Source organism: Chenggangzhangella methanolivorans (genome assembly GCF_042648545.1).
GTDB lineage: Bacteria > Pseudomonadota > Alphaproteobacteria > Rhizobiales > Methylopilaceae > Methylopila > Methylopila methanolivorans.
On record NZ_JBHRXS010000016.1, the window covers coordinates 359933 to 384843 of the forward strand.

19 protein-coding genes are annotated in these 24911 nt (G+C 69.4%); 12 read left to right on the forward strand and 7 right to left on the reverse strand.

Going from position 1 to position 24911, the window contains the following annotated elements; genetic code table 11:
* Positions 1-45: 45 nt before the first annotated feature.
* The 9 genes from ACFOWB_RS23630 to ACFOWB_RS23670 all read left to right on the forward strand — a co-directional run bounded on the left by ACFOWB_RS23630 (position 46) and on the right by ACFOWB_RS23670 (position 10762).
* The gene (locus ACFOWB_RS23630) at positions 46-1254 is read left to right on the forward strand and encodes an acetyl-CoA C-acetyltransferase (RefSeq protein ID WP_378149738.1); all 1209 of its coding nucleotides are present in this window, start codon (positions 46-48) and stop codon (positions 1252-1254) included.
* Between the two features lie 176 nt (positions 1255-1430).
* A complete protein-coding gene (locus tag ACFOWB_RS23635) occupies positions 1431-3647 on the forward strand; it encodes a 3-hydroxyacyl-CoA dehydrogenase NAD-binding domain-containing protein (protein WP_378149846.1) in 2217 nt (738 codons plus the stop codon).
* A 157-nt stretch (positions 3648-3804) separates the two neighbouring features.
* Positions 3805-4575: a DUF6030 family protein gene (locus ACFOWB_RS23640; protein ID WP_261404768.1), complete on the forward strand. Its 771-nt coding sequence runs from the start codon at positions 3805-3807 to the stop codon at positions 4573-4575.
* A 161-nt stretch (positions 4576-4736) separates the two neighbouring features.
* Positions 4737-5738: a Bug family tripartite tricarboxylate transporter substrate binding protein gene (locus ACFOWB_RS23645; RefSeq protein WP_261404769.1), complete on the forward strand. Its 1002-nt coding sequence runs from the start codon at positions 4737-4739 to the stop codon at positions 5736-5738.
* 61 nt (positions 5739-5799) lie between these two features.
* On the forward strand, positions 5800-6279 hold the full coding sequence (locus ACFOWB_RS23650; RefSeq protein WP_261404770.1) for a tripartite tricarboxylate transporter TctB family protein: 480 nt from the start codon (positions 5800-5802) through the stop codon (positions 6277-6279).
* 22 nt (positions 6280-6301) lie between these two features.
* The gene (locus ACFOWB_RS23655) at positions 6302-7876 is read left to right on the forward strand and encodes a tripartite tricarboxylate transporter permease (RefSeq protein ID WP_378149741.1); all 1575 of its coding nucleotides are present in this window, start codon (positions 6302-6304) and stop codon (positions 7874-7876) included.
* Complete coding sequence (locus ACFOWB_RS23660) at positions 7876-8589, forward strand: GntR family transcriptional regulator (RefSeq protein ID WP_261404771.1); 714 nt, start codon at positions 7876-7878, stop codon at positions 8587-8589. Before ACFOWB_RS23655 ends, ACFOWB_RS23660 begins: the two co-directional genes overlap by 1 nt.
* 107 nt (positions 8590-8696) lie before the next feature.
* Positions 8697-9965, forward strand: coding sequence for a CaiB/BaiF CoA transferase family protein (locus ACFOWB_RS23665; RefSeq protein WP_261404772.1), 1269 nt, complete (start codon positions 8697-8699; stop codon positions 9963-9965).
* Entirely contained in the window at positions 9962-10762 is an 801-nt protein-coding gene (locus ACFOWB_RS23670) for an enoyl-CoA hydratase/isomerase family protein (protein ID WP_261404773.1), read from the forward strand. The genes ACFOWB_RS23665 and ACFOWB_RS23670 overlap by 4 nt, the downstream gene beginning before the upstream one ends.
* Positions 10763-10812: 50 nt before the next feature.
* On the opposite strand, the gene ACFOWB_RS23675 is transcribed toward ACFOWB_RS23670, so the two are convergent.
* Positions 10813-11247: a VOC family protein gene (locus tag ACFOWB_RS23675; protein WP_261404774.1), complete on the reverse strand. Its 435-nt coding sequence runs from the start codon at positions 11245-11247 to the stop codon at positions 10813-10815.
* 96 nt (positions 11248-11343) lie between these two features.
* On the opposite strand from ACFOWB_RS23675, the gene ACFOWB_RS23680 reads away from it, so the two are divergent.
* The 3 genes from ACFOWB_RS23680 to ACFOWB_RS23690 all read left to right on the forward strand — a co-directional run bounded on the left by ACFOWB_RS23680 (position 11344) and on the right by ACFOWB_RS23690 (position 17163).
* Positions 11344-12225: a LysR family transcriptional regulator gene (locus tag ACFOWB_RS23680; protein ID WP_261404775.1), complete on the forward strand. Its 882-nt coding sequence runs from the start codon at positions 11344-11346 to the stop codon at positions 12223-12225.
* A 573-nt stretch (positions 12226-12798) separates the two neighbouring features.
* Positions 12799-13971 (forward strand): efflux RND transporter periplasmic adaptor subunit, encoded by a 1173-nt coding sequence (locus ACFOWB_RS23685; protein WP_261404776.1) that lies wholly within the window; start codon positions 12799-12801, stop codon positions 13969-13971.
* 12 nt (positions 13972-13983) lie between these two features.
* The gene (locus ACFOWB_RS23690; RefSeq protein WP_378149745.1) at positions 13984-17163 is read left to right on the forward strand and encodes an efflux RND transporter permease subunit; all 3180 of its coding nucleotides are present in this window, start codon (positions 13984-13986) and stop codon (positions 17161-17163) included.
* 22 nt (positions 17164-17185) lie between these two features.
* Here the strand turns inward: ACFOWB_RS23690 and ACFOWB_RS23695 are convergent, their stop codons facing one another.
* From ACFOWB_RS23695 to ACFOWB_RS23720, 6 genes are all read right to left on the reverse strand, one after another.
* Positions 17186-18358 (reverse strand): glycosyltransferase family 4 protein, encoded by a 1173-nt coding sequence (locus ACFOWB_RS23695; protein WP_378149747.1) that lies wholly within the window; start codon positions 18356-18358, stop codon positions 17186-17188.
* On the reverse strand, positions 18355-19392 hold the full coding sequence (locus tag ACFOWB_RS23700; RefSeq protein ID WP_261404777.1) for a glycoside hydrolase family 5 protein: 1038 nt from the start codon (positions 19390-19392) through the stop codon (positions 18355-18357). Before ACFOWB_RS23700 ends, ACFOWB_RS23695 begins: the two co-directional genes overlap by 4 nt.
* A complete protein-coding gene (locus ACFOWB_RS23705; protein ID WP_261404778.1) occupies positions 19389-21221 on the reverse strand; it encodes an alpha/beta hydrolase family protein in 1833 nt (610 codons plus the stop codon). The genes ACFOWB_RS23700 and ACFOWB_RS23705 overlap by 4 nt, the downstream gene beginning before the upstream one ends.
* Before the next feature lie 34 nt (positions 21222-21255).
* Positions 21256-22617, reverse strand: a complete 1362-nt coding sequence (locus tag ACFOWB_RS23710; RefSeq protein WP_261404779.1) for a lipopolysaccharide biosynthesis protein — start codon at positions 22615-22617, stop codon at positions 21256-21258.
* Positions 22614-23870 (reverse strand): glycosyltransferase, encoded by a 1257-nt coding sequence (locus tag ACFOWB_RS23715; RefSeq protein WP_378149750.1) that lies wholly within the window; start codon positions 23868-23870, stop codon positions 22614-22616. The genes ACFOWB_RS23710 and ACFOWB_RS23715 overlap by 4 nt, the downstream gene beginning before the upstream one ends.
* A 74-nt stretch (positions 23871-23944) precedes the next feature.
* Positions 23945-24727: a WecB/TagA/CpsF family glycosyltransferase gene (locus ACFOWB_RS23720; RefSeq protein ID WP_378149752.1), complete on the reverse strand. Its 783-nt coding sequence runs from the start codon at positions 24725-24727 to the stop codon at positions 23945-23947.
* Positions 24728-24911: the final 184 nt, after the last annotated feature.

The window sequence follows — 24911 nt, forward strand, 5'->3', positions numbered from 1 at the left end:
CCCGATTCCGCCGCCGCGACCTGAAAACGCCAAGGAGAGCCGTCAATGGCCGACGCCTATATCTATGACGCGGTCCGCACCCCTCGCGGGCGCGGAAAGCCGGACGGCGCGCTGCATGAGGTCTCGACGCTCCAGCTCGCCGTCACCGCGCTGAAGGCGCTGAGCGAGCGCAACGGCCTCGACCGGGCGACCGTCGACGACGTCGTGCTCGGCTGCGTCGATCCCGTGGGCGAGGCCGGCGGCGACGTCGCCCGCGCCGCGGCGCTTGCGGCCGACTACGGCGTCAAGGTCCCGGGCGTGCAGATCAACAGGTTCTGCGCCTCCGGGCTCGACGCGGTGAATTTCGCCGCCGCGCAGGTGATGTCCGGCCAGCACGACCTGGTGGTCGGCGGCGGCGTCGAATCGATGAGCCGCGTCGGGCTCGGCGCCTCGGGCGGCGCCTGGCCGATGGACCCGGCGATCGCGATCAAGTCCTACTTCATGCCCCAGGGCGTCTCTGCCGACCTTATCGCGACGAAATACGGTTTCACCCGCGACGACTGCGACGCCTATGCGGTGCAGAGCCAGCAGCGGGCCGGGGCCGCCTGGACCGAAGGCCGCTTCGGCAAGTCGGTCGTGCCGGTGCGCGACGTCAACGACATCATCCTGCTCGACCGTGACGAGCACATGCGCCCCGACGCCTCGATGCAGTCGCTCGGGAGCCTGAAGGCCTCGTTCGCCGAGATGGGCGAGATGGGCGGCTTCGACGCGGTGGCGACCTACGCTCATCCCGAGATCGAGCGCGTGAACCACGTGCACCACGCCGGCAACTCGTCCGGCATCGTGGACGGCGCGGCGGCCGTGCTCGTCGGCTCGAAGGAGGCCGGCGAGGCCTCGGGCCTCAAGCCCCGCGCGCGCATCAAGGCCTTCGCCAACATCGGCTCCGAGCCCGCGCTGATGCTGACCGGCCCGGTCGACGTGACCCGCAAGGTGCTGAAGCGCGCCGGGATGGAGATCGGCGACATCGACCTGTTCGAGGTCAACGAGGCCTTCGCCGCGGTCGTGCTGCGCTATCTGCAGGCCTTCGGGCTCGACGACGCGCGCGTCAACGTCAATGGCGGCGCGATCGCGCTCGGCCATCCGCTCGGCGCGACCGGCGCGATGATTCTCGGAGCCGCGATCGACGAGCTGGAGCGCTCCGGCAAGGAGACGGCGCTCGTGACGCTCTGCATCGGCGCCGGAATGGGCACCGCGACCATCATCGAGCGGGTGTGAGTTGAAGCAAGCCGCACCGAACCGCCTGCGTGCTTCGAGACGGCCCTCTGGGCCTCCTCAGCATGAGGGACGTTTGTTCGCTGCACCCACGTTCCTCATGCTGAGGAGCCTCGGCGTCAGCCGAGGCGTCTCGAAGCACGCACTCCCGGCGACCGGGGATGAAGGCTGAGACGACCATGACCGAGACCAACTTCAGGACCGACCTCGACGCCGACGGCGTGCTTTCGATCGTCTGGGACATGCCCGGCCGCTCGATGAACGTCCTCACCGAGGACGCCATCCGCGAACTCGCGAGCCTCGTCGAACGCGTCGCGAGCGACGAGGCTGTGAAGGGCGCAGTGATCTCGTCCGGCAAGCCCGGCTCGTTTTCGGGCGGCGCCGACCTCACCATGCTCGAAGGGCTGGCGCGCCTCTACGCGACCGAGATGGCGAAGAACGGCGAGGCCGCGGCCGCCAAGGCGCTGTTCGACGGCAGCCGCCAGCTCTCGCTGCTCTACCGCCGCATCGAGACCTGCGGGAAGCCCTGGGTCGCGGCGATCAACGGGGTCTGCCTCGGCGGCGCCTTCGAGCTCGCGCTCGCCTGCCACTGGCGCATCGCTTCGAACGATCCTTCGACCCGGGTCGGCTTGCCCGAGGTGAAGGTCGGCCTCTTCCCCGGCGCCGGCGGGACCCAGCGGGTCGCGCGGCTGCTGCCGCCCGGCGACGCGCTCCAGATGCTGATGAAGGGCGAGCAGATCCGCCCCGACAAGGCGCGCGGCATGCGGCTCGTCGACGAGGTCGCGCCCAAGGACGAGATGCTCGCCAAGGCCAAGGCCTGGATCGTCAACGGCGGCAAGGCCGTGAAGCCATGGGACGAGAAGGGCTTCAAGCTTCCTGGCGGCCCGGTCTGGTCGAAGCCCGGCTTCATGACCTTCCCGCCGGCCAACGCAATCTACCGCCGCGAGACGCAGGACAATTACCCGGCGATCCGCGCCATGCTGCAGAGCGTGTTCGACGGGCTGCAGCTGCCGATGGATCTCGCGCTCACCGTCGAGAGCCGGCAATTCGCCAAGGTGCTGCGCTCGCCCGAAGCCGCAGCGATGATCCGCACGCTGTTTGTTTCGATGCAGGAGCTCAACAAGGGCGCGCGGCGGCCGAAGTCGGTTCCGGAGACCAAGCTCACAAAGGTCGGCGTCGTCGGCGCAGGCTTCATGGGCGCGGGCGTGGCCTACGTCACCGCGCAGGCCGGGATCGAAGTCATTCTGGTCGATCGCGACCAGGACGCCGCCGACAAGGGCAAGGCCTTCGCCGAGAAGCTCATCTCGGGGCAGGTCGTGAAGGGCCGCGCGACCGGCGCCCAGCGCGACGCGCTTCTGTCCAAGATCACGCCGACGGCCGACTACGGCGCGCTCGCCGGCTGCGATCTCGTGGTCGAGGCGGTGTTCGAAGACCCGAAGGTCAAGGCCGAGGTGATCGCGAAGGTCGAGGCCGCCATCGGGCCCGACGCCATCTTCGCCTCCAACACCTCGACGCTGCCGATCTCGGGCCTCGCCAAGGCGAGCTCCAGGCCGGACCAGTTCGTCGGCATCCATTTCTTCTCGCCCGTCGAGAAGATGTTGCTGGTCGAGGTGATCGTTGGGGAAAAGACCGGCGACAAGGCGCTGGCGGTCGCGCTGGACTATGTCCGCGCCATCAAGAAGACGCCGATCGTGGTGCGGGATTCCCGCGGCTTCTACGCCAACCGCTGCGTCATCGCCTACATGCTGGAGGGCCACCTGATGCTCTCCGAGGGCGTGCCCGTGGCGATGATCGAGAACGTCGCCAAGCAGGCCGGCATGCCCGTCGGCCCGCTCTCGCTCAACGACGAGGTCGCGCTCGACCTCGGCCTCAAGATCATCGACGCCACGCGCGCGCAGCTCGGCGACGAGGCCGTCAATCCCGCGCAGGAGAAGCTTCTGCGCGCGCTCGTGGAGACCCACGGCCGGCTCGGGCGCAAGAACCGCAAGGGTTTTTACGATTATCCCGAGACCGGCAAGAAGAGCCTCTGGCCGGGCCTCGCTGACCTTCAGGACAAGAAACTTGATCCCGAGACGCTCGACGTGACGGAGCTGCGGCATCGTCTGCTCGTCGCGCAGGCGCTGGAGGCGGCGCGCACCGTCGAAGAGGGCGTCGTCACCGACATGCGCGAGGCCGACGTCGGCGCGATCCTGGGCTTCGGCTTCGCGCCCTATACCGGCGGCCCGCTAAGCTGGATCGACGGCATGGGCGCGAAGCGCTTCGTGAAGCTCGCGGCGGCGCTCGCCGAGATCCACGGACCGCGGTTCCGGCCCAACAAGCTGCTGCTCGACCTCGCGGAGAAAGGCGAGACGTTCTACGGCCGCTTCGGCGCGGGGGCGGAGGCGAAGGCGGCCTGACGCCACGGTCATCGCGCTCCTCATCCACATGCGGGAGAGGGGGCGACGGCGTCCGGCTCCGATGAAAGCCCTCTCGTCGCGCCTTCGTCACCCGGCGCCCGTTTGCGCCCGCCCCCATCCGCGGTAATCGTCTGACGCTTCTCATGTTCGTCGGACGATGACGCCGCTGCGGCTCACCAAGGCCCAACTGATCTCCGCCGCGCTCGCCGCCGTCCTTCTGGTCGCGGGCGTCGCGGCGACCGTGGCCGTGCGGCCCGACTGGCTCGCAGGATCCAAAGGGCTTCTCGCGAAGATGCGCGGCGCCGGGCTGAAACCGCTGCCCAAGCCCGGCCCTCCGCCCGCGCCAGACCCGCTCCATTTCCTGTCAGACAATCTCGTCGCCTGGCTCGTGGCGCCGCGTCCCGACGCGCCCTCGCCTTTCGTGCGGCTCACCCACGTCGAGCCGGAGCGCTTCTGCACCGCCTTGGCGAAGTCGGGCCTGCGCAACGCCGAGTTCCGGATGAGCGAGCCGCCCCTGCGCGGCTGGACCTGCGTCACCGATCTCGTGAAGCCGATCGAGGGCGACGAGTATGTCGTATCGAGCCTGTTCGTGGCCGCCCGCGGCCTCGAATCCGACCGCATCGACAACATCCGCATGAAGCTCAATCTGCTCGACGAGGCCACCTCCCCGGTCGCGCGGGCGATCGCGCGCGACACGCTGTTCCAGATCTGCCGGAGCCTCGGCTTCGAGCCGCCGCGCGAGGTCGTGGCCCAGCTCGACGAGTTGAAGGAGGGCCGGATCTTCGAGGGCGGCGTCTCCTGGGACCTGCGGCGGGAGTTCGGCCCGCAGGCCCGCTACAATCTCATCGCGATCTTCCCACGAACCCTCACGGCCGGAGGCGAAGATCGCTTCGTCACCGACATCCGCAGAAAGCCTGTGGCCCGCTAGCGAGCGGACTTCCAACCCGCTGACGCTCGACGCTGACCCGAAGCGGCTACGCCCAAAGGCGAGCCAAAAATGCATACATAATTATTGATCTTTGATCTTTGATGACGCAGTCTCGGCCTCAAGAACGGCGAAACGCCGGCTTGCTGGGGAGGCAAAACCGCATGAAGCTCCAAGGGACGATCGCGCTCGCCGCGATGTTTGCGACTGTCGCGCCGGTGTGGGCGCAGGAATTCAAACCGATCCGTCCGGTCGAGTTCGTCGTGGCGGCGGGCCCCGGCGGAGGCAGCGACACCTTCGCGCGCGTCGTCCAGGCGTCGCTCTCGAAGTCGGGCCTGCTCACGACCCCGATCATCGTGACCAACAAGGCCGGCGGCTCCGGCGCCGAGACCTTCATCTCCGCCAAGACGAGCCCCGGCGACCCCTACAAGCTCTATTTCGGCACCCAGGACGCCTACGTCCTGCCGCTCGCCAACAAGCTCTCCTACAGCCTCAACGACCTCACCCCGGTCGCCGCGATGGTGTTCGACCCCTTCCTGCTCTGGGTGAACCCGAAGGCGTCCGGCATCGAGGACGTGAAGGGCTTCATCGCCAAGGCCAAGGAGCAGCCGGGCGCGCTCAAGCTCGGCGGCGCCAAGGCCAAGGAGGCCGACGAGACGCTGATGACGCTGATCGAGCAGAAGGCCGGCGTCGACCTCACCTACGTGCCGTTCAAGAGCGGCAGCGAAGCCGCGATCCAGGTCGCCGGCGGCCACATCGCGGCCAACGTCAACAATCCGAGCGAAAGCGTCGAACAGTGGAAGGCGGGGCAGCAGAAGCCGCTCTGCGTGTTCGAGGAGACGCGGCTCGAGGACAAGACGGTGATCGCCGACGGCATGTCGTGGAACTCGATCCCGACCTGCGCCGAGGCCGGCATCGACGTGAAGAGCTTCGCCCAGCCGCGCACGGTGTGGATGTCGGCCAAGGCCCCGGCCGAGGCCGTCGCCTACTACACGCAGCTGCTGACGAAGGCCGCCGAAACCCCGGAGTTCACGGGCTACGTTCAGCGCGGCGCGCAGATCCCGCGCGTGCTGACCGGCGAGGCCCTGAAGGAGTTCGTCGACAAGCACAAGGCGACCTACACCGAGATGTACCGCACGAACGGCTGGCTCCGCGCCGAGAACTGACGCGCGCGCCGAGGGGCGTGGTCCGCCCGCGCCCCTCGCCTGTCCCTTCGGAGGCTTGTCCATGATCGTCTCGCGCAACGCCGCGGAGCTCGTCACCGCGTCCGCGACCGCCGCCGCCGGCGCCCTCGTCTGCTACGGCTCGCTCGAAAACGGCGTCTCCTGGGGCGCGTCGGGCCCAGAGCCTGGCTACTTCCCGTTCTATGTCGGCTGCCTGATCATCCTCGGCAGCGCCGGCGCCGCGGTTCAGGCGCTCTGGCGCGGCGGAACCGGCGAGATCTTCGCCGACGGCGAGAACATCCGCACCGTCGCGGCCTTTCTGCTGCCGCTCATCGCGCTCGCGGCGCTGTCGCAGTGGCTCGGCCTCTACATCGCGATGGCGCTCTACCTGTTCTTCGCCGTCTGGCTCGGCGCGAAGCGCACGGCGCTCAGCGCCTTCCTGATCGCCGCGATCACCACCGGCGTGAACTTCGTGATCTTCGAGATCCTCTTCACCGTGCCCCTGCTCAAGGGACCGGTGCTCGAATATTTCGGCATCTACTGAAGCGGCCGGGAGACAAGCCAAGATGGGCAATTTCGGCCAGTTGATGGACGGGTTCGCGGTCGCGCTGTCGACCCACCACGTCCTCATCATGATCATCGGCGTGCTGCTCGGCCTCGTGGTCGGCGTGCTGCCGGGCCTCGGCGCGCCGAACGGCGTGTCGCTGCTGCTGCCGCTGACCTTCGGGATGGATCCGATCTCGGCCATCATCCTGCTGACGTCGATGTATTGGGGCGCTCTGTTCGGCGGGTCGACGACCTCGATCCTGTTCAACATTCCGGGCGAACCATCTTCGGTGGCGACCACGTTCGACGGCTATCCGATGGCCCGGCAGGGCGAGGCGCTGCGCGCGCTCACCCTCGCCTTCGGCTCGGCCGGCATCGGCGCCATGACCGGCGTCGTGGTGATCACCCTGCTTTCCGGCTGGGTCGCCCAGTTCGCGCTCCGCTTCGGCGCGGCCGAATATTTCGCCGTCTACTTCATGGCGTTCGCGAGCTTCATCGGCATGTCGGGCGGCTCGCCCTTCAAGACGCTGGTCTCGATGATGCTGGGCTTCGCCTGCGCCACGATCGGCATGGACACGATCTCGGGCGAGAGCCGGCTGACCTTCGAGTGGGACGCCCTCATCGGCGGCGTCAGCTTCCTCATCGCGGTGATCGGCCTGTTCGGCCTCGGCGAGCTGCTGATCACCATGGAGGAAGGCGTCAAGTTCCAGGGCGTGAAGGCCAAGCTCAGCCTGTCGACGATCTTCCGCACCATCGCGGAGCTCCCGCGCTACTGGGCGACGCTGATCCGCAGCGCCCTGATCGGCTGCTGGATGGGCATCACGCCGGGCGGACCGACCGCCGCCTCCTTCATGAGCTACGCGCTCGGCCGCCGGTTCTCCAAGCGCGGCGCGAACTTCGGCAAGGGCGAGCCCGAGGGCGTCGTCGCGCCTGAGACCGCCGACCATTCGGCCGGCTCCTGCGCCCTGCTGCCGATGCTCGCGCTCGGCATCCCGGGCTCGGCGACCGCAGCCGTCATGATGGGCGGCCTGATGATCTGGGGCCTCTCGCCCGGACCGATGCTGTTCACGACGCGCCCGGACTTCGTCTGGGGTCTGATCGCCAGCATGTATCTCGGCAACGTCATCGCCGTGGTGCTGGTGCTCGCGACCGTGCCGCTGTTCGCCTATGTGCTGCGGGCGCCGTTCAAGGTCATCGGCCCGATCATCGCGGTGGTGTGCGTCATCGGCGCCTATACGGTGGCGAGCCACATGTTCGACGTCTGGCTCGCTCTCGCCTTCGGCGTCGTCGGCTACATGTTCAAGAAGCTCGGCTACCCGCTCGCGCCTTTCGTGCTCGCCATGGTGCTGGGCGACAAGGCCGAGGACGCCTTCCGGCAGGCGCTGCTGCTTTCGGACGGCTCGGCCTCGATCTTCTTCGCCAACGGCCTCGTGACCACGATGATGTGCCTCGGCCTGCTGCTGCTCTCGCTGCCGGCGATCTCTTTCGTCTACGGCAAGGTCACGGCCGGGAAGTCGAAGGGCGGGGCCGTTTCGGACGGCGCGTCCTCGCGCTACGATGGTCCTGACGCGCCCGCCGCCACCACAGGTCAGTGATGAAGCCCGAGAACCGGATCGTCCGCCACTCGCTCCACCAGTCGCTGGTCGCCCCGCTGCGTGAGATGATCATGCAGGGCGAGCTGCGGCCGGGCGAGAAGGTGCCCGAAGAGCAGCTCTGCGAACGCTTCGGCGTATCCCGCACGCCGATCCGCGAGGCGCTCAAAGTGCTGGCGGCCGAGGGCGCGCTCGAGATCCTGCCGCATCGCGGAGCGATCGTGGCGCGCATCACCGAGGAGCAGATCGCCGAGCTGTTCCCGATCATGGCCTCGCTCGAACGGCTCGCCGGCGCGCTCGCCTGCCGGCGCGCGGACGAGGCCGACGTCGCCCGCATCAAGGGCCTGCACGAGCAGATGATGGCGTGCTACCGGGCTGAAGACGAGCGCGGCTACCTGCGGTTCAACCGCCTGATTCACGAGACGTTTTTCGACATCGCAGGCAACGCCACGCTCGCGACGCTCTACCAGCAGATCCTCACCCGCATCAACGCGTGCCGCTTCGTGGTGCGCAAGAAGCCCGAGCACTGGCGCACCGCCGTCGCCGAGCACGAGGAGATGGTGCGCCTGCTCGAGGCGCGCGACGCGGACGCCCTGGCGGCGCTGCTCGAGCGCCACGTCACCGGAACCACTGTCGGGATCGCCCGGGATTTCGTCGCAGGAACGACGATCGGCTCCGACGCGCCGACAGAACCGAGAGCCGCCGCAGTGGCGTGACGACGGCCCCGACATGACGTCGGGGCATGCGCCGCCCGATCCGTAATTATTAATTTTCCGACGCCGCAGGCCAAGAAGGCGGCTCAGAGAAAAGGGAGACGACCCATATGAGCGACGTTCTGGAACAGGATCGCCCCGCCCCGGCGACCGAGCGCAAGTCCGAGACCGGCGCGGCCGCCCGCCCTCTTCCGCTCGCAGGCGTGCGCGTCCTCGACGTCAGCCAGGTCATGGCCGGTCCTTACGCCTGCATGCTGCTCGGCGATCTCGGCGCCGACGTCATCAAGATCGAACCCCCGGCCGGCGGAGACCAGACCCGCGGCGCCATGGGCTTCAAGATGAAGGGGCCCGACAGCATGGGCTTCCTGAACATGAACCGGAACAAGCGCAGCGTCGCCATCAACCTCAAGACCGACGCCGGCCGCGAAGTGCTCTACAAGCTCGTCGAGACCGCCGACATCCTGGTCGAGAACTACCGTCCGGGCGTCATGACCAAGCTCAAATGCGGCTACGACGTGCTGAGCAAGATCAACCCTAAGCTGGTCTACGCCTCGATTTCGGGCTTCGGCCAGACCGGCCCGTGGGCCGGCCGCCCCGGCTTCGACCTCATCGCGCAGGCGATGTCGGGCGTGATGAGCGTCACCGGCCATCCGGGCGGCGCGCCGGTGAAGGCGGGCGTTCCCGTCGCCGACATCGGCTGCGGCCTCTTCGCCACCTATGCGGCGCTCGCGGCCTATATCGGCGCCAAGCAGACCGGCCAGGGCCAGTACATCGACGCCTCGCTGTTCGAGGCCGCGCTCGCCTTCTCGATCTGGGACACCTCCGAATACTGGGGCACGGGCGTCGACCCGGTGCCGCTCGGCACCTCGAACCGCATGAGCGCGCCCTATCAGGCGGTCCGCTCCAGCGACGGCTATTTCGTGATGGGCGCCACCAACCAGAAGCTCTGGGCCAAGCTCTGCGAGACGCTTGACCGCAAGGAGCTGATGAGCGACGAGCGCTTCATCGACAATCCGGCGCGCCTCAGGAACCGTCTCGTGCTGATCGAAGAGCTTGAAAAGAGCTTCGTGGCGAAGACTTCGGAAGAGTGGGTCGAGGCGCTGCTCGCGGTCGGCATCCCGGCTGGTCCCATGCACACCTATCCGGAAGCCTTCGACAGCGAGCACAGCAAGCACCGGCAGATGCGGATGGAGATCGACCACCCGATCGAGGGGAAGGTGCCGAACATCGGTTTCCCCGTGAAGCTCTCGGGCACGCCGCAGCAGGTGCGGCTGCATCCGCCGCTGCTCGGCGAGCACACCGAGACGATCCTGAACGAGATCGGCCTCGACGCCGAAGCCCGCGGCGCGCTGGCCGAGCGGGGAGCATTCGCAGGATGAGCGTCGCCGAGGCTCCCGCCGCCGAGACCGCGCCGCCCCAGGGCGCGGTGCGGCTCACGGTCGACGGCGCGGTGGCGCGCGTCGTGTTCGACCGCCCCCATGCGCGCAACGCGATGACGTTCGCGATGTATGAGGAGCTTGCGGAGGCCTGCGGGCGGATCGCGGCGGACAGAAACGTGCGCGTCGCGGTCTTCCGCGGCGCCGGCGGCAAGGCGTTCGTCGCCGGCACCGACATCGAGCAGTTCCGCGCCTTCGCATCCGGAAAGGACGGCGTGGCCTACGAACACAAGGTCGACGGTTATGTCGGCGCGCTCGAGGCGCTTCCCGTTCCCTCGATAGCGGTGGTGGAGGGGTGGGCGGTGGGCGGCGGCATGGCGCTCGCCAACGCCTGCGACTTCCGGGTCGCCTCGCCTGGCGCGCGGTTCGGCGTGCCGATCGCCCGCACGCTCGGCAACTGCCTGTCGGTGGCGAGCCTTCGCCGCCTTTCCGACACGCTCGGGCCGGCGCTCGTGAAGCGGATGCTGCTGCTCGCCGAAATGCCGATCGCCGAAGACATGCCCGCCGGCTACGTGACGGTGGCCGAAGACGTCGACGCCGTGGTGGAGGCCATGACCGGCCGCCTCGTCGGCCACGCTCCGGTCACCATGCGGGCCACCAAGGAGCTGCTGCGCCGCCTCAGCCTCGACCCGAAGGCCGACGACGTCGACATCGTGTCCGAGGTCTACGGCAGCAACGACTTCCGCGAGGGCGTCGACGCGTTCCTGTCCAAGCGCCCGCCGCAGTGGTCCGGAAGCTGACCTGAAGAAAAGACGGCGGCCGGGCCGGTCTCGACCCGGCCGCCCTCGCCTTACTTCGCGAACAGCTTGCTCATGTCGGCGAAGGCCTTGAGCTCGATCGCGTTCTGGCTCGGATCGAGGAAGAACATGGTGGCCTGCTCGCCCGGCTGCCCGGCGAAGCGCACATAGGGCTCGATCACGAAGCCGACGCCCGCCGCCTTGAGCTTCTCGGCCATCGCCTTCCACTCCTCCATCGGCAGCACCGCGCCGAAATGACGGGTCGGCACGCCATGGCCGTCGACCTTGCTGGTCGCAGCGGAGCCGGTCTCCTCTGGCGAGAGATGCGCGACGATCTGGTGGCCGTAAAAGTTGAAGTCGATCCACTGGTCCGAGCTGCGGCCCTCCGGGCAGCCGAGCAGCTCGCCGTAGAACGCGCGGGCGAGCGCGAGGTCATGGACCGGAAAAGCGAGGTGGAAGGGCGGGATCGCGGCCTGCGGCTGGGACATCGTGGGTCTCCTTTGACGTCTCTCACCTATCAATCACGATCTGCGATGTTAAACTGAGATTGACGATGCTGAGCATCGCATTTCATTATTGATGTCATGATCGCAGAGCTGAGGACGCTTGTCGCCGTCGCACGCCATGGCACGTTCACCGGCGCGGGCGAGCGGATCGGCCTCACCCAGGCGGCGGTCAGCGGACACGTCAAGCGCCTCGAGGAGCGCCTCGGCTTCGAGCTCTTCGAGCGCACCGGCCGCTCGGCGCGCCTCAACGCCGCCGGGCTTCGAACGGTCGATCGCGCCCGCAGGATCATCGAGCTGGTGGACGGGCTTGGCGCGCCCGAAGGTTCGGAAGCCGAGGCCCGCCTGAGGGTGGGAGCGATCGCCTCCGTTCAGGCGACGCTGCTCGCGGCCGCGCTCGGCCGGTTTCGCGCGCTGCGGCCAAAAACCCATGTGCGCGTGGTGCCCGGGGTCTCGCTGCATCTGCTCGACCAGCTCGACGCAGGCGACCTCGACATGGCCGTGATCGTCCGACCGCCGTTTGATCTGCCGCCGCGCTTCGCCTGGCGCACGGCCGTGCGCGAACCCATCGCGCTGCTGGTCCCGCAAGCGGTGGAAGGGGATGACTGGCGCGCGCTGGTCCGGTCTCAGCCCTTCGTGCGCTACGATCGGACCTCCTTTGGCGGCCGTCAGGTCGACGCACTGCTCCGGGTCGAGGGGCTCGAACCGTCCGAAGCCGCGGAGCTCGACGAGCTGCCGGCCATCGCCGCCATGGTGGCGGTCGGCGTCGGGGTCGCGCTGGCGCCTGTCTCGCCCTTCGGTCCGCCGCCCCCGCCGGGCGTGCGCGTCGTCGCCGTCGGCCCTTCGCCCCGCCATCGCGAGCTCGGCGTCGTCTGCGACGCGCTGACGGACGGCGGGCCCGCCTCGACGCTCATCGAGCTGGTGGTCGAGGCGGCGGCGGACCGGGCGAGCGCGCCCGGCTAACGTCTCGCGCCGCCGCCTGGCGGCGCCGTCCCAGATCCGTTGCCCAGGACGGGCAGGGCTTTCAGGGCCGCGTCTTTCCCCGTCTGAGGGACGGGCGCCCGGGACCCGCTTTCGCGCCCGTCGACGAACTCAAGAAAGCGCAACGCCTCAGCGTGCCGCTCACTGGCGCGAAGCCCGGCGGTTTCGTCGTCGCGATCCTAAGCGACAAGCAGGTCCAGGCGGTCAACCTGCCGGACGGGTCGTCCGACGCCGGCCGATAGGGTCGGCGCGGCGCACGGCTGGGTCCCCGAAGCGCCAGCGCTCGCCGAAATTGTATCAAACTGTCGCGCCCGGCCCGCCTGATACAACTCGCGACGTTCGGGACGCTCTCCCGGGAGAGTCCTGCGACAGGCTTCGGCTAGACCAAGGACGTAGGCGCGCCGACGAGGGGCCGCTCCGCCGTCGATCGACGCCCGGCCCTCAGGCGTCGACGACATTGTGAGCGGCGCGGGCGGCGCAGCGCACTACCATGCTGCAATGCGGCAAAAACCGACGCCGCACGATGTAAGCCACGGTCGACGGGAGAAGCGCGACATGCGAGCCAGAGGCCCGATCGGCGTCTTCACAGCGGTCGCGCTCGTCGCGGGCGCCGGCGCGTTCTTCTACAGCCGCAACGTCGTCCCCTCCACCGCGCAGACGCCCGCCGCGCCGCCTCCGGCGGTGACGGTCGCGGCCCCGCTCGTGCAGAAGCTCGTCGACTACGACGAGTTCACCGGCCGGTTCGAGCCGACCGCGACCGTCGAGATCCGCCCGCGCGTCTCCGGCTACATCACCGAGATCAACTTCACCGACGGACAGGTGGTCGAGGCCGGCCAAACGCTGTTCGTCATCGACCAGCGGCCTTACGAGACGGCGCTCGCCCAGGCCGAGGCGACGCTCGCCGGCGCGCGGGCGCAGCTCACCTTCGCCGAAGCCGACGCCAAGCGCAGCCAGGAGCTCGTGCGCTCCTCCAACATCGCGGTCGCGACCCACGAACAGCGCGTGCAGCAGCGCCAGGCGGCGGACGCGAACCTGCGCGCCGCAGAGGCCGCGCTGAAGCGCGCCCGGCTCGACCTCGACTTCACCGAGGTGCGCTCGCCGCTGCGCGGGCGCGTCTCGAACCGCCGCATCGACCTCGGCAACCTCGTGACCGGCGACGGCGCCTCGACGGTGCTCACCAACGTCGTGGCGCAGGACAATCTCTACTTCACCTTCGACATCTCCGAGGGCGACCTCCGGGCGCGCCGCCGCGCGCCGGGCTCGGCGGCCCGCGACGGCCATGGCATGAAGGTCGACGCCCGCCAGGACGGCGAGGCCAGCTGGACGCAATCCGGCGTGCTCGACTTCCTCGACAACCGCCTGCGGCCCGGCTCCGGCACCATCCGGGCGCGCGCCACCTTCCCGAACCCCGACGGCGCGCTGACGCCCGGTCAGTTCGGCCGCATCCGCCTGCCGCGCGGCGACGCCTACGAGGCGGTGCTGATCCCCGAAAGCGCGGTGATGAACGACCAGTACAACAAGGTCGCGCTCGTGGTGGACGACGGCAACGTCGTGCGTCAGCGCCAGATCAAGCTCGGCCCCGCGCAGCGCGGCGGGCTGATCATCGTGCGCGAGGGCCTGAAGGCCAACGAGCGCGTCGTGATCAACGGGCTGATGCAGGCCAAGCCCAATCAGCCGGTCCGCCCGCAACCGGGATCGATCGAGCAAAACGACGTTCCGGCGAGCTGACGGGAGACATCCATGCGGCTCGCCCATTTCTGCATCGACCGGCCGATCTTCGCCGCGGTCATCTCGATCCTCATCACGCTGCTCGGAGCCGCGAGCTTCTTCTCGCTGCCGGTCGCGCAATATCCCGAGATCGTCCCGCCCACGGTGGTGATCCGCGCCAACTATCCCGGCGCTTCGGCGCAGGTGGTCAGCGACACGGTCGCGACGCCGATCGAACAGCAGATCAACGGCGTCGAGGACATGCTCTACATGTCCTCCCAGTCGACCGGCGACGGCCAGCTCACCACCACGGTCACGTTCCAGCTCGGGACCGACCTCGACAAGGCGCAGGTGCTGGTCCAGAACCGGCTCTCGCTCGCCCTGCCGCGGTTGCCGGAGAGCGTCTCCCGCCAGGGCGTGACGGTCCGCAAATCCTCGCCGGACCTGCTGCTCGCGGTGCATATGCGCTCGCCCGACAACAGCCGGGACCAGCTCTACATCTCGAACTACGTGAACCTCGCGATCCGCGACGTGCTCGCCCGCATCAACGGCGTCGGCGACGTGCGCATGCTCGGCGCGCAGGACCTTTCCATGGTGGTCTGGCTCGACCCCGACAAGGCGGCCGAGCGCAACCTCACGGCCGGCGAAATCGTCTCCGCGCTCAGGGCCCAGAACGTCCAGATCTCGGCCGGCGTCGTGAATCAGCCGCCGGTCGCCTCGAGCCGCGCCTTCCAGCTCAACGTCGAGGCGCTCGGACGTCTGACCGAGCCGCGTCAGTTCGAGGAGATCGTGCTCAAGACCGAAGAGGGCCGGGTGACGCGCGTGCGCGACATCGGCCGCGTCGAGGTCGCGAGCCAGACGGTCACCGACAAGACCTTCATCAACGAGTTCGCAGGCGTCGGCGTCGGCGTGTTCCAGCTGCCGGGCGGCAACGCGCTCGCCACCGCCGACGAGGTGCGCTCGACCATGGCGGAGCTCGCAAAGAGCTTCCCGCCGGGCGTCGAGCACCAGATCAACTTCGACCCGACCCGCTTCGTCGCCGCCTCGGTCAACGCGGTCTACACGACGATCATCGAGGCCGTGATCCTGGTCGCGCTGGTCGTCATCCTGTTCCTGCAGCGCTGGCGCGCCGCCATCGTGCCGATCGCCGCGATCCCGGTGTCGCTGGTCGGCACCTTCGCCGTGATGGCGATGCTCGGCTATTCGCTCAACACGCTGTCGCTGCTCGGCCTGGTGCTCGCGATCGGCATCGTGGTCGACGACGCCATCATCGTCGTGGAGAACGTCGAGCGGAACCTCGCCGAAGGCATGACGCCGCGCGAGGCCGCCCACGTCACCATGGACGAGGTCGGCGTCGCGCTGATCGCGATCGCGCTGGTGCTGATGGCGGTGTTCGTGCCGGCCGCGTTCCTGCCCGGCATTCCAGGGCGGTTCTTCGAGCAGTTCGCCGTGACGATCTCGGTCGCGACGCTGATCTCGGCCTTCGTGTCGCTGACGCTCAGTCCTGCGCTTTGCGCCATCCTGCTCAAGGCGCATGACCACCACGAAAAGCCCGCCCGGTTCTGGCCGATGCGCGCGCTCAACTGGTTCTTCGGCCTGTTCAACCGCGCCTTCGACCGGATGTCGGCGGCTTACGGCCGGATGACCGCCCGGATCCTGCGCGTCACGGGCCTCGCTTTGCTGGTCTATGTCGGGCTCGTGGGCCTTGCGGGCTTCCAGATCGCGCGCTCGCCCACCGGCTTCATCCCCGAGCAGGACCAGGCGCAGCTCGTCACGATCTTCCGCCTGCCGCCCGGCGCCTCGCTCGACCGCGCCGACGCCGTGGTGGCGCAGATCACCGAGAAGCTCAAAGGGGTCGAGGGCATCCAGGTGCTCGTCTCGTCGAGCGGCATCGACGGCGCGACCGGCACCAACGCCTCGAATGTCGGCCGCGTCTTCACCATCCTGAAGCCGCACGACCAGCGCGCCGGAAAGCCCGAGCAGTCGCTTCGGGCGATGGTCGAGACCGTGAACCAGCGCCTGTCGGAGATCCAGGACGCCCAGATCGTGACGGTGCTGCCGCCCTCGGTGCGCGGCATCGGCAACACCGGCGGCTTCAAGATGATGCTGACCAACCAGACGGGCGCGACTCCGGAAGAAATCGGCCGGGTCGCCAACCAGCTGGTCGCTGCGGCGAACCGCCAGCCCGAGCTTTCCCGCGTGTTCTCGCCCTTCAACACCGGCACGCCGAAGGTCTTCGCCGACATCGACCGCGTGAAGTCGGAGATGATCGGGGTGCCGGCCGACCGGGTGTTCGAGGCGCTCGAGGTCTATCTCGGTTCGGCCTACATCAACGACTTCAACATGCTCGGCCGCACCTACCGCGTCGCCGCGCAGGCCGACGGCCCCTACCGCCAGGACCTCGAGGCGATCGGCCGCTTCAAGACGCGCAGCGACTCCGGTGAAATGGTGCCGCTGTCCTCCGTCGCCTCGTTCCGCGAGATCACCGGCGCCTATCGCGTGCCGCGCTACAACCTCTTCCCCGCCGCCGAGATCCAGGGATCGGCCGCGGCCGGCGTCTCCTCCGGCCAGGCGATGGCGGCGATGGAGCGGGTCGCGGCCGAGACGCTTCCGCCCGGCTACGGCTTCCAGTGGACCGAGCTCAGCCTCCAGGAGAAGCTCGCGGGCAACGCCGGCATGCTGGTGTTCGGCGCCGCGGTTCTGCTCGTCTTCCTGCTGCTCGCCGGCCAGTATGAAAGCTGGACGCTGCCGCTCGCCATCATCCTGATCGTGCCGATGTGTCTGCTCGCGGCCGCCACAGGCCTGCAGATCCGCGGCATGCCGGTCGACATCCTGGCGCAGGCCGGCTTCGTGGCGCTGATCGGCCTTGCGGCCAAGAACGCGATCCTGATCGTCGAGTTCGCCAAGCAGAACGAGGAGCGCGGCCAGCCGCGCGCGCGGGCCGCCATCATGGCGGCCAAGCAGCGCCTTCGCCCGATCCTGATGACCTCGCTCGCCTTCATCCTCGGCGTGCTGCCGCTCGCCATCGCGACGGGCGCAGGCGCGGAGATGCGTCAGGCGCTCGGCACCTCGGTGTTCTACGGGATGATCGGGGTGACGTTCTTCGGCCTGATCTTCACGCCGGTGTTCTACGTCGTCTGCCGCCGGATGGCGGCGGGCAAGGAAGCGTCGAAGCCGGCCCCCGCGACCGGCGCGCTCGCCCCGGCGGAATGAGCCTTCGCGCGCGCCGGGACGGTCAGCGTCCCGCGCGCGCGATCGCGTCGCGATAGACCTCGTCGTAGCGTTCCGCGACGGCCGCCCAGGCGTAGCCCTGAGCCTCGGCCTGGAGCCTCGTCCTTAGAGCCTCATCGGCTTCGAGCGCGGCGTGGGCGGCCTCGATCGCGTCGGCGGCGGCTTCCGGATCGGCGAAATCGGCGAGGCGGATGTCGCGGTGGCGGCGGGCGAGCCCGGCGAAGGCGGCGTTCGGCTGGACGACCGGGGCGAGCCCCGCGCTCATCGCCTCCACGAGCGCGACGCCGAACCCCTCGAATTCCGAGGCGGATGCGAAGATCGAGGCGCCGCGCATCACCTCGGCGACCTGAACGTTCTCCAGGCCGACATGAATCGTGGCCGCCTCGCCAAGACCCGCGGCCTGCGCCATCCGGCGCACCTCTTCCTCCGACCAGTCGGAGGGCTGGCCGACGATGTCGAGCCGCCATCCGGCGTGGCGTTTTGCGAGGAGGCCCACCGCCGCCGCCAGCCGGTCGATTCGCTTGTTTTTCGAGAACCTTCCGAGCGTCACCACGCGGCGGACCGGCGCGGCGCTCGAGGCGGCGGCGAATTTCGCGACGTTCGCCCCGTTCTCCACCACGCTCGTCCGCGACGGCGCGATCGTGCGGAACGCCGCCGCGTCGCTTTCGCTGCAGGCCGCGATCGCGTCGTAGAGGTTCGCGGTCGCGCGCGTCGGCCCGTTGAACCACAGGCGCTTCAGCCCCGAAAAATCCGCCGTGTGGAAGAAGCCGCCATGGGTGGTGGCGACGAGCGGCAGCCGGTGGAGGGGCTTGGCCAACGCCAGCGCGTCGAAGAAGAAGTCGACGGCGTGGACATGGACGAGATCGGCGCCCGCGAGGTGGCGGAAGACGGCTGGCGCGAGCGGATAGCGCTTCGAGCCCCGCCAGGGAATGCGGCGGATCGGAATCCCGTCGAGCGCGTCGGTCTCGGGCAGCCGCGCGGCCGGATCGGAGAACAGCCGGTCGAGCGTCACGACCCGCGGGGCGTCTCCGCGGCGGATCTGCTCGCGGGCGAGGTTCGCCACGACGTCCTCGAGGCCGCCGCGGTTCGGGTGGAACTGCCGCACCACATGGACGATCGACAGCCGTTTCGCGCGCGCGTCCGCTTCGAAGCCGCCGGGACGGGGCGCGGCGTTCACGGCCGCCCCGCGAGGTCGCAGGCCGCGCCGTCGGCCAGCAGAGGTTTGAGCGCGGCCCATTGCGGCGCGTCGCCGGCGGCCGTCGGCTCGAGGTTGAACATGTAGTCGCGCGGCCACCAGGCGCCGGCGCTCCACGCGGTCCAGCCGATCCAGAGATCGGGCGCGTCGTTGAGCTTCTTGATCATGGTCTTGAACGCCGCGACGCATTGGGGCTGGGACGAAGCCGCGACCTCGCCCAGGAAGCCGCGCTTGCCGTTCGCCTTCAGCCAGGCGGAGACGTCGTCGATGGCGCGGATCGCGCGGTCGGCCGCGGGACAGTCGGGCGAGCGGCCGGAGAAGTCGGCGTCGAGATACTGGTGGAAATCGAAGGCGAAGCGGTCGAGCGGGTCGGAGACCGCCAGCATCTCGCGGTCGTTGCGGCCGGTCGCGAGGTCGCTCGCCCAGCTGTGGGCGCCGGTGTAGGCCGTGCCCGGCACGATCAGGAAATTGAGCGCGCCCGTCTTGCGGATCGCCTCGATGGCGGCGTTGGAGGCCTTGGCCCAGTCAGCCGCCGAAATGTCGTAGGGCTCGTTCATCAGCGAGAACACGACGGTCGGGCGCGTCTTGAAGCGGGCCGCGAGCCGCGCCCAGAAGTCGGCGAAGCCGGACACGCTCGCGCCCGACGTCCCGATCCGCGCCTTGTTGTAATAGGCGTAGTTGTGCGGATCGAGGATGACGATCAGGCCGACGCGACCGGCTGCGTCCACCGTTGCGGAAAGCCGCGCGAGCTCCGCCGTGTCGAAGGCGCGTCCGAGCTTCGGCTGCAGCCGCTCCCAGCGGAACGGCAGGCGGATCGCGGTCGCGCCGTCGGCGGCGATGCGCTTCAGCGCCTCTTCGGACGGATAGGCGTAGTCCTTGTCGGCCTTGCCCGGCAGATCCCCGAACTCGGCGCCCGCGACATTGACGCCGCGCAGGCACGGCTCGGCCGAAGCGACGCCGGCGGCGAGGCTCAGCGCCGCCGCCGCCGCGAGCGCCGAGAGCTTCGGGATCCTCACCTGACGAAGACGTCCGACAGCGTCTTGAACAGGCGCGCCCGCGCGCCCTTGTGGGTGAAGTTGTGGTCGGCGTCCTCGACCATCGCGCGCCGCACGTTCGGATAGCCGGCGAGCCGCCGGCCGCCGCGCCCGAAATGGGTGTCGAGCTCGATCAGGCCGAGATCGCCGACCGAATAGACGATCCAGACATTGGTCTTGCGGTCGGCGAGCGCCTGGAAGCGGCGATGCACCTCGCGATAGATCTTGGCCTCCGGCGTCAGCCCCCCGAGCACCGGGGCGAGCCGCACCGAGGCTTTGCGGATCATGCGCTGGATCACGTATTTGGCCGCCGGCACGACGCGGAGCTGGCCCTTCAGGAGCCGCGAGAGGCCGTTGCGCCGCCACAGCGTCGCGCCGAAGTCGCCGATCGAGCGGTGGGCGTAGCGCAGCGCCTCATGGATGTTCTCGCGCGGATCCCACACGAAGCGCTCGGTGTTGATCATCACTAGGTCAGTGACGCGCGCGTCGCGGCAGGCGGCGTGGAACACCGCATAGGCGCCGCTGCAGCGGCCGACGAGGCCGACCCGGTCGTAGCCCTGCCGCGCAAGCTCCTCGACGGCCGCCACCGTGTCGGTGACCTGCTCGTCGGAATAGAGGATCTCGTCGGAAAAGCCCGGCGTCGCCGGGCTGTCGCCGACGCCCGCGGTGTCGATGCGAAGCGAGGCGAGACCCATCCGCGCGAAGGCGCGGGCCTGGTCGATGGTCGTGCGCGCCCAGCCGACATGATAGTCGCGGCCGGCGTTGGCGAAGACGATCGCGGGTCCGGCGCGCGGCGTCTCGGGCTCGCACAGCACGCCGAACAACCGTCCGTCCGGGCCGAAGCGCAGCGGGCGTTCGCGGAAGCCGTCGCCCACAAGGGCGGTCGGAAGGAAGGCCACGGGCTCGGGCGTCGGCTCAGCCCCTGCGGCCGGCGCGAGCGAGGCGAGCCAGCCGGCGACCTTGGCCACGAGTTCGGGATGCGGACGCGCCTGGGTCGGATCGCTCGCGATGACCTCGTAGCCCTCATAGACCGTGCGCTCGACCGCGCAGCCGAGCGCTTCGAGGCGCTCCGCGAAGCGCTCGTCGCCGCCGTGGTTGGCGCGGCCGACCATCAGCGCGCGGGGCGCGGGCGCGGTTTCGAGCTTCTGGAGATCGACCGCCTTGAGGGCCGCAAGCCGGCCGGGCTCGATGGCGATCCCGCCGACCACGCAGCCGCCGGCATGGTCCGGGTCGGGGCCGATGCCGATCCGGTCGGTGAGCATCGCGCCCCAGAGCGAGAGCTCGCGCACGTAGATCTTGCCGCTCGTCACCGGCGCCATGAAGGCGACGCCCTCGACAGCCCCGAGATCGCGCGCGACGAGCGCCGCCAGCGCGCCGCCCATGCCCTGCCCCACCACCGCGATGCGCTCGCGGCCGGTAGCCGCGCGCAGGAACCGGGCCGCCTCGACGACCGCCGCCCGCCAGTCGTCCAGCCCTTGCGGATCGGCCGGTTCGAGCGCGTCGCCGACGCCCGGCAGGTCGAAGCGCAGGCACGGCGCGCCGGCGGCCGAGATCCCCTCCGCGAGCGCCCGCCAAGTGGTGCGCACGCACATCTCCTCATAGCCGACGGCGCCGACCATCAGCACCGCGACCGGAGCGCGCCCCGGATAGAGGAAGCCCATGGTGGAGCCGAACACGACCGGCTGGCCGTGGGCGGAGGCGTGCACGCCCGCCGCTTCATGGCCGACGCGCGCAAGCGCTGCGATCCGGGCGCGGGCCGAAGCCGCGGTGTCGGGCGGCGAAAGATCTGCGACTGCTGCTGCGGCGATCATCGTGAAGTCTCGCGTGAGGCGGCGGAAAAGCGGGTCATTCCGCAGGTTCCAGACGCGCGCGGAGCGTCGTCTGCCCGCCCGGACGGCCGCCGAGCAGGAAGGGGCGAAGGAAGGCGGTGGCCATGTTGTCGATGCCCCAGACCGAGGCGATCCAGCGGGCGGCGGCGTAGTTGGAGGCGATCGAGAAGATGAGCCCGGCGCCCGCGATCCCGATCAGCCCGAAGGCCTGGCCCATCACGTAGAGCAGCCCGAGATAGAGGACGAAGAGGACCAGCCGCGCGATCAGGAAGAAGCGTTCGCCGCCGCCGATCATCAGAAGCCAGGAGCCCGGGCCGAAGAACGCCTGGCTGACCGCGAGCGCGCACAGCACCGCGAGCACGTCGGCGTGGCGCGCGAACTCGGCGTTGAACAGCGTCAGCACGAAGGGCGCGAGCACCGCGAGGCAGAGCGCGCCGAACATCGAGATGCAGAAGGCGCCGAACGAGAGCTTGCCGATGAGCCGCTGCGCGCCGCTCTTGTCCTCGCGCTGGAAGCGCTCGGCGATGAGCGGGATGCCGACCGTGTCGATGGCGGTGACCGGCAGAGTGAGCAGCATCGCGATGCGCACGGCGACGAAATAGAACGCCGCCTTGTCGAGCCCCATCAGCGCGCCGATCACGATGGTCTCGAGATAGGCCTGCGCGGAGTTCAGCACGTTGTTGGCGATGAAATAGCCGGTCTCGGCGCGCCATTCGGCCGGCGCGGGCGACGGCTTGCGGAGCCAGTCGAGGCCTTCGTCGCGCAGGAAGTGGACCGCCTGATAGGCGGTCGCGGCGCCGAGCAGCACGGTCACGATCGCCATGGCGGCGACGCCGCCGGTCGGGACGCCGAGCAGGGCCGCGCCCGCAAGCCCCGCGGCCGAGGCGATCCGCCAGGCGATCTCGCGCGGAATGAGCGACAGGTTGATGCTGCCGTGGATGCGGAAGTAGCTCTGGAGATATTCGCTCACCGCGAAGGCGGCGCCGAACAGCAGCGCGACCCAGAGATAATCGTAAGGGTGCGGCAGCTCTGCGCGGAGGAGGAACAGCGCGAGCGCGGCGGTGAGGAGCGCGCCGCAGCCGAGCACGAGCCAGCGAGCGTTGAACAGCAGCATCGCGTCGTTCAGCGGATCGCCGGAGGCGGCGGCGCGGCGATAGTGCTTCACCACGAGGATCTGCTGGCCGAGCACGGCGATGAGCCCGAGCGCGCTGCCGATCGAGAACAGGAAGACGTAAAGGCCGTATTCCTCGATCGCGAGCAGGCGGCTCGCCACCAGCAGCACGAGGAAGCTGAGGAAGGTCGAGCCGAAGCGCGAGGTGAACGCCGAGGCGAAGCGGCGCAGCTCGAGAAAGCGGGGCGAGCGGAGAAGCGCGATCATGCCCGCGCCTCCGCGGCGTCGATGCGGCGCGCGGATGTCGGGGCGGGCCTCAGCGATGCGAAGACCGCGTCGAAGCGCGCCGCGATCGCCTCGGGACGATAGCGGGCGGCCGCGCGCAGGGCGCCGGCGGAGAGCCGCGCGATCTCGTCCCTGTCGTCGGCGAGGGCCGCGATCGCGCCCGCGAGGCCTTCGTCGTCGCCGGGCTCGACGATGGCGCCGCTGACGCCCTCCTCGATGCTTTCCGGAATGCCGCCCGAGCGCGCGCCGATCACCGGCGTCCCTTGCGCGAAGGCCTCCACCACGACGCGCCCGAAGGGCTCGCGGAACAGCGAGGGCACGACGAGGACGTCGATCTCGGGGAAGAAGTCCTCAGGACGCGTCCAGCCGAGGAAGCGCGTCCTGGCCGGGAAGGCGTCGCGCAGGCGCGCGGCGTAGTCCTGCGGGCCGGAGCCCGCGATCACGAACTCGACGTCGTCGCGCGCCTCGAGCCTGCGGGCGGCGGCAGCGAGCGTGTCCAGCCCCTTCACCGGATCATGCACGCCGATGAAGCCGAAGCGCACGGGCCGGCCCCGGGGCGCGGGCCGTGGCGCGGCGCCGTCGACCGGCCGCACCGCGCCGGGGACCACATGGGTCGAGGCGTTCGGAAAATAGCCGTGCTCGAGATGGCGGCCGACGATGAACGCGGTCTCGCCCACCACCGCGTCGACGAAGCGCGACGACAGCTTCTTGCCGACCGAGGACGCCTGGCAGGAGCCGCAGGCGCGCCCGCAATTGGCGTCGCCCTTGCGCATGCTCGCCTTCCAGCAGAGCAGGAATGCCGAGCGCAGGATGTGGACGGTCGGCAGCCCGCAGGACTTCGCCGCGGCCCATGTGGCGACGTTCACGTTCTCGATCGAATCCGTCAGCACCACGTCGGGCCGGAACCGCCGGATCTCGCGGCGCATGACGAGGAAGGCGCGCGGATTGAAGTTCTCGAGCGCGTGCCACAGCGCCTTCTTCCAGGCCGGCCGCGGCAGGCGGTAGTTCCAGTCGACGTTGAGGCTCTTGAGACGCCGCACCGGCACGCCGTCGAAGACCTCGCGCCTGTCCTCGCCCGAGACGTTGACGACCTCGACCTCGTGGCCGGCCGCGATCAGCAGCTTGGCCACGATCATGGCCGAGATCGGCCCGCCGCCGTCGATGAAAGGCGGAAACGCCGCGCAGGCCATCAGGATGCGCAGTCGTCCGTCTCGTATCGTCGAAGCGTCGGTCATGGTCGGGTCGGTGATCTCCGGTGGGGCCCCTTTCGGGGGGCGTCGACGTCAAGAAACGCGCAGGCGCCGCAGGTTCAGTTCTCGGGGCGCAGGCGCCGCTTGATCGACGACGGACGACGCCGCCTTGAGGTCTTCATCCAGAGCAGGCGCGCCAGGAACCGCACCACGTCGAGCGTGTAGCGGCGTCCGAGGCGACGCGGCTCCTGCAGCAGGCGGAACATCCATTCGGCGCGCGCGGCCCGAACGAACCGCGGCGCGCGGATGACGCGGCCGGCGACGAAATCGAACAGCGCCCCGACCATCAGGATGACCGGCGCCTCGATGTCGCGCGCATGGGTCGCGACGAACTGCTCCTGGCGCGGGTTGCCAAGCGCGACGAGCACCAGATCGGCCTTCGAGGCGTTGATCCGCGCGATCACGTCCGGCGCGTCGGCGTCCTCGAAATAGCCGTTGTGGACGCCCACGACCTTGTGCCGCGGATGGGCCTCGGCGAATTTCGAGGCGGCGTCCTCGGCGACGCCGGGCTTGCCGCCGAGCAGAAAGATCCGGAAGTCGTGCCGGCTCTCGCGCAGCAGCGCCGGCGTGAAGTCGGTGCCGTTGAGGTTTTCATCGAACCGGCGGCCGTTGAAGAGCCGCGAGCAGATGTCGATCCCGACGCCGTCGTTGAGGACCAGGAACGAGTTGAACGCGCGGGCGTACTCGGTCGAGGTCATCGCCTGCAGCATGGTGTTGGCGTTCGCGAACGCCACGCGGATCTGGCCCGCTCCTTCGAGCGACCGGTCGATCGCCGCGACCGCCCGGGCTCGGGAGACGTAAGGTATCTCAAGGCCCCCGACGCACAGGAACTGCTGCGTCACGCGCCGTTCGGGTCCGTCATAGGGGGGAGTTTGCGAAGCCACGTTCCAGCACCGCCCGAATGAGCCGTCCGCGGAGCGAACCGCGGCCAAGCGTTTGTCGTTTCAGCCCAAAATTTCCTGTACTTGTCTCAATATCGCTTACATGACCCATCTAAAATAAACTCTGAAACATATCGAAGAATTC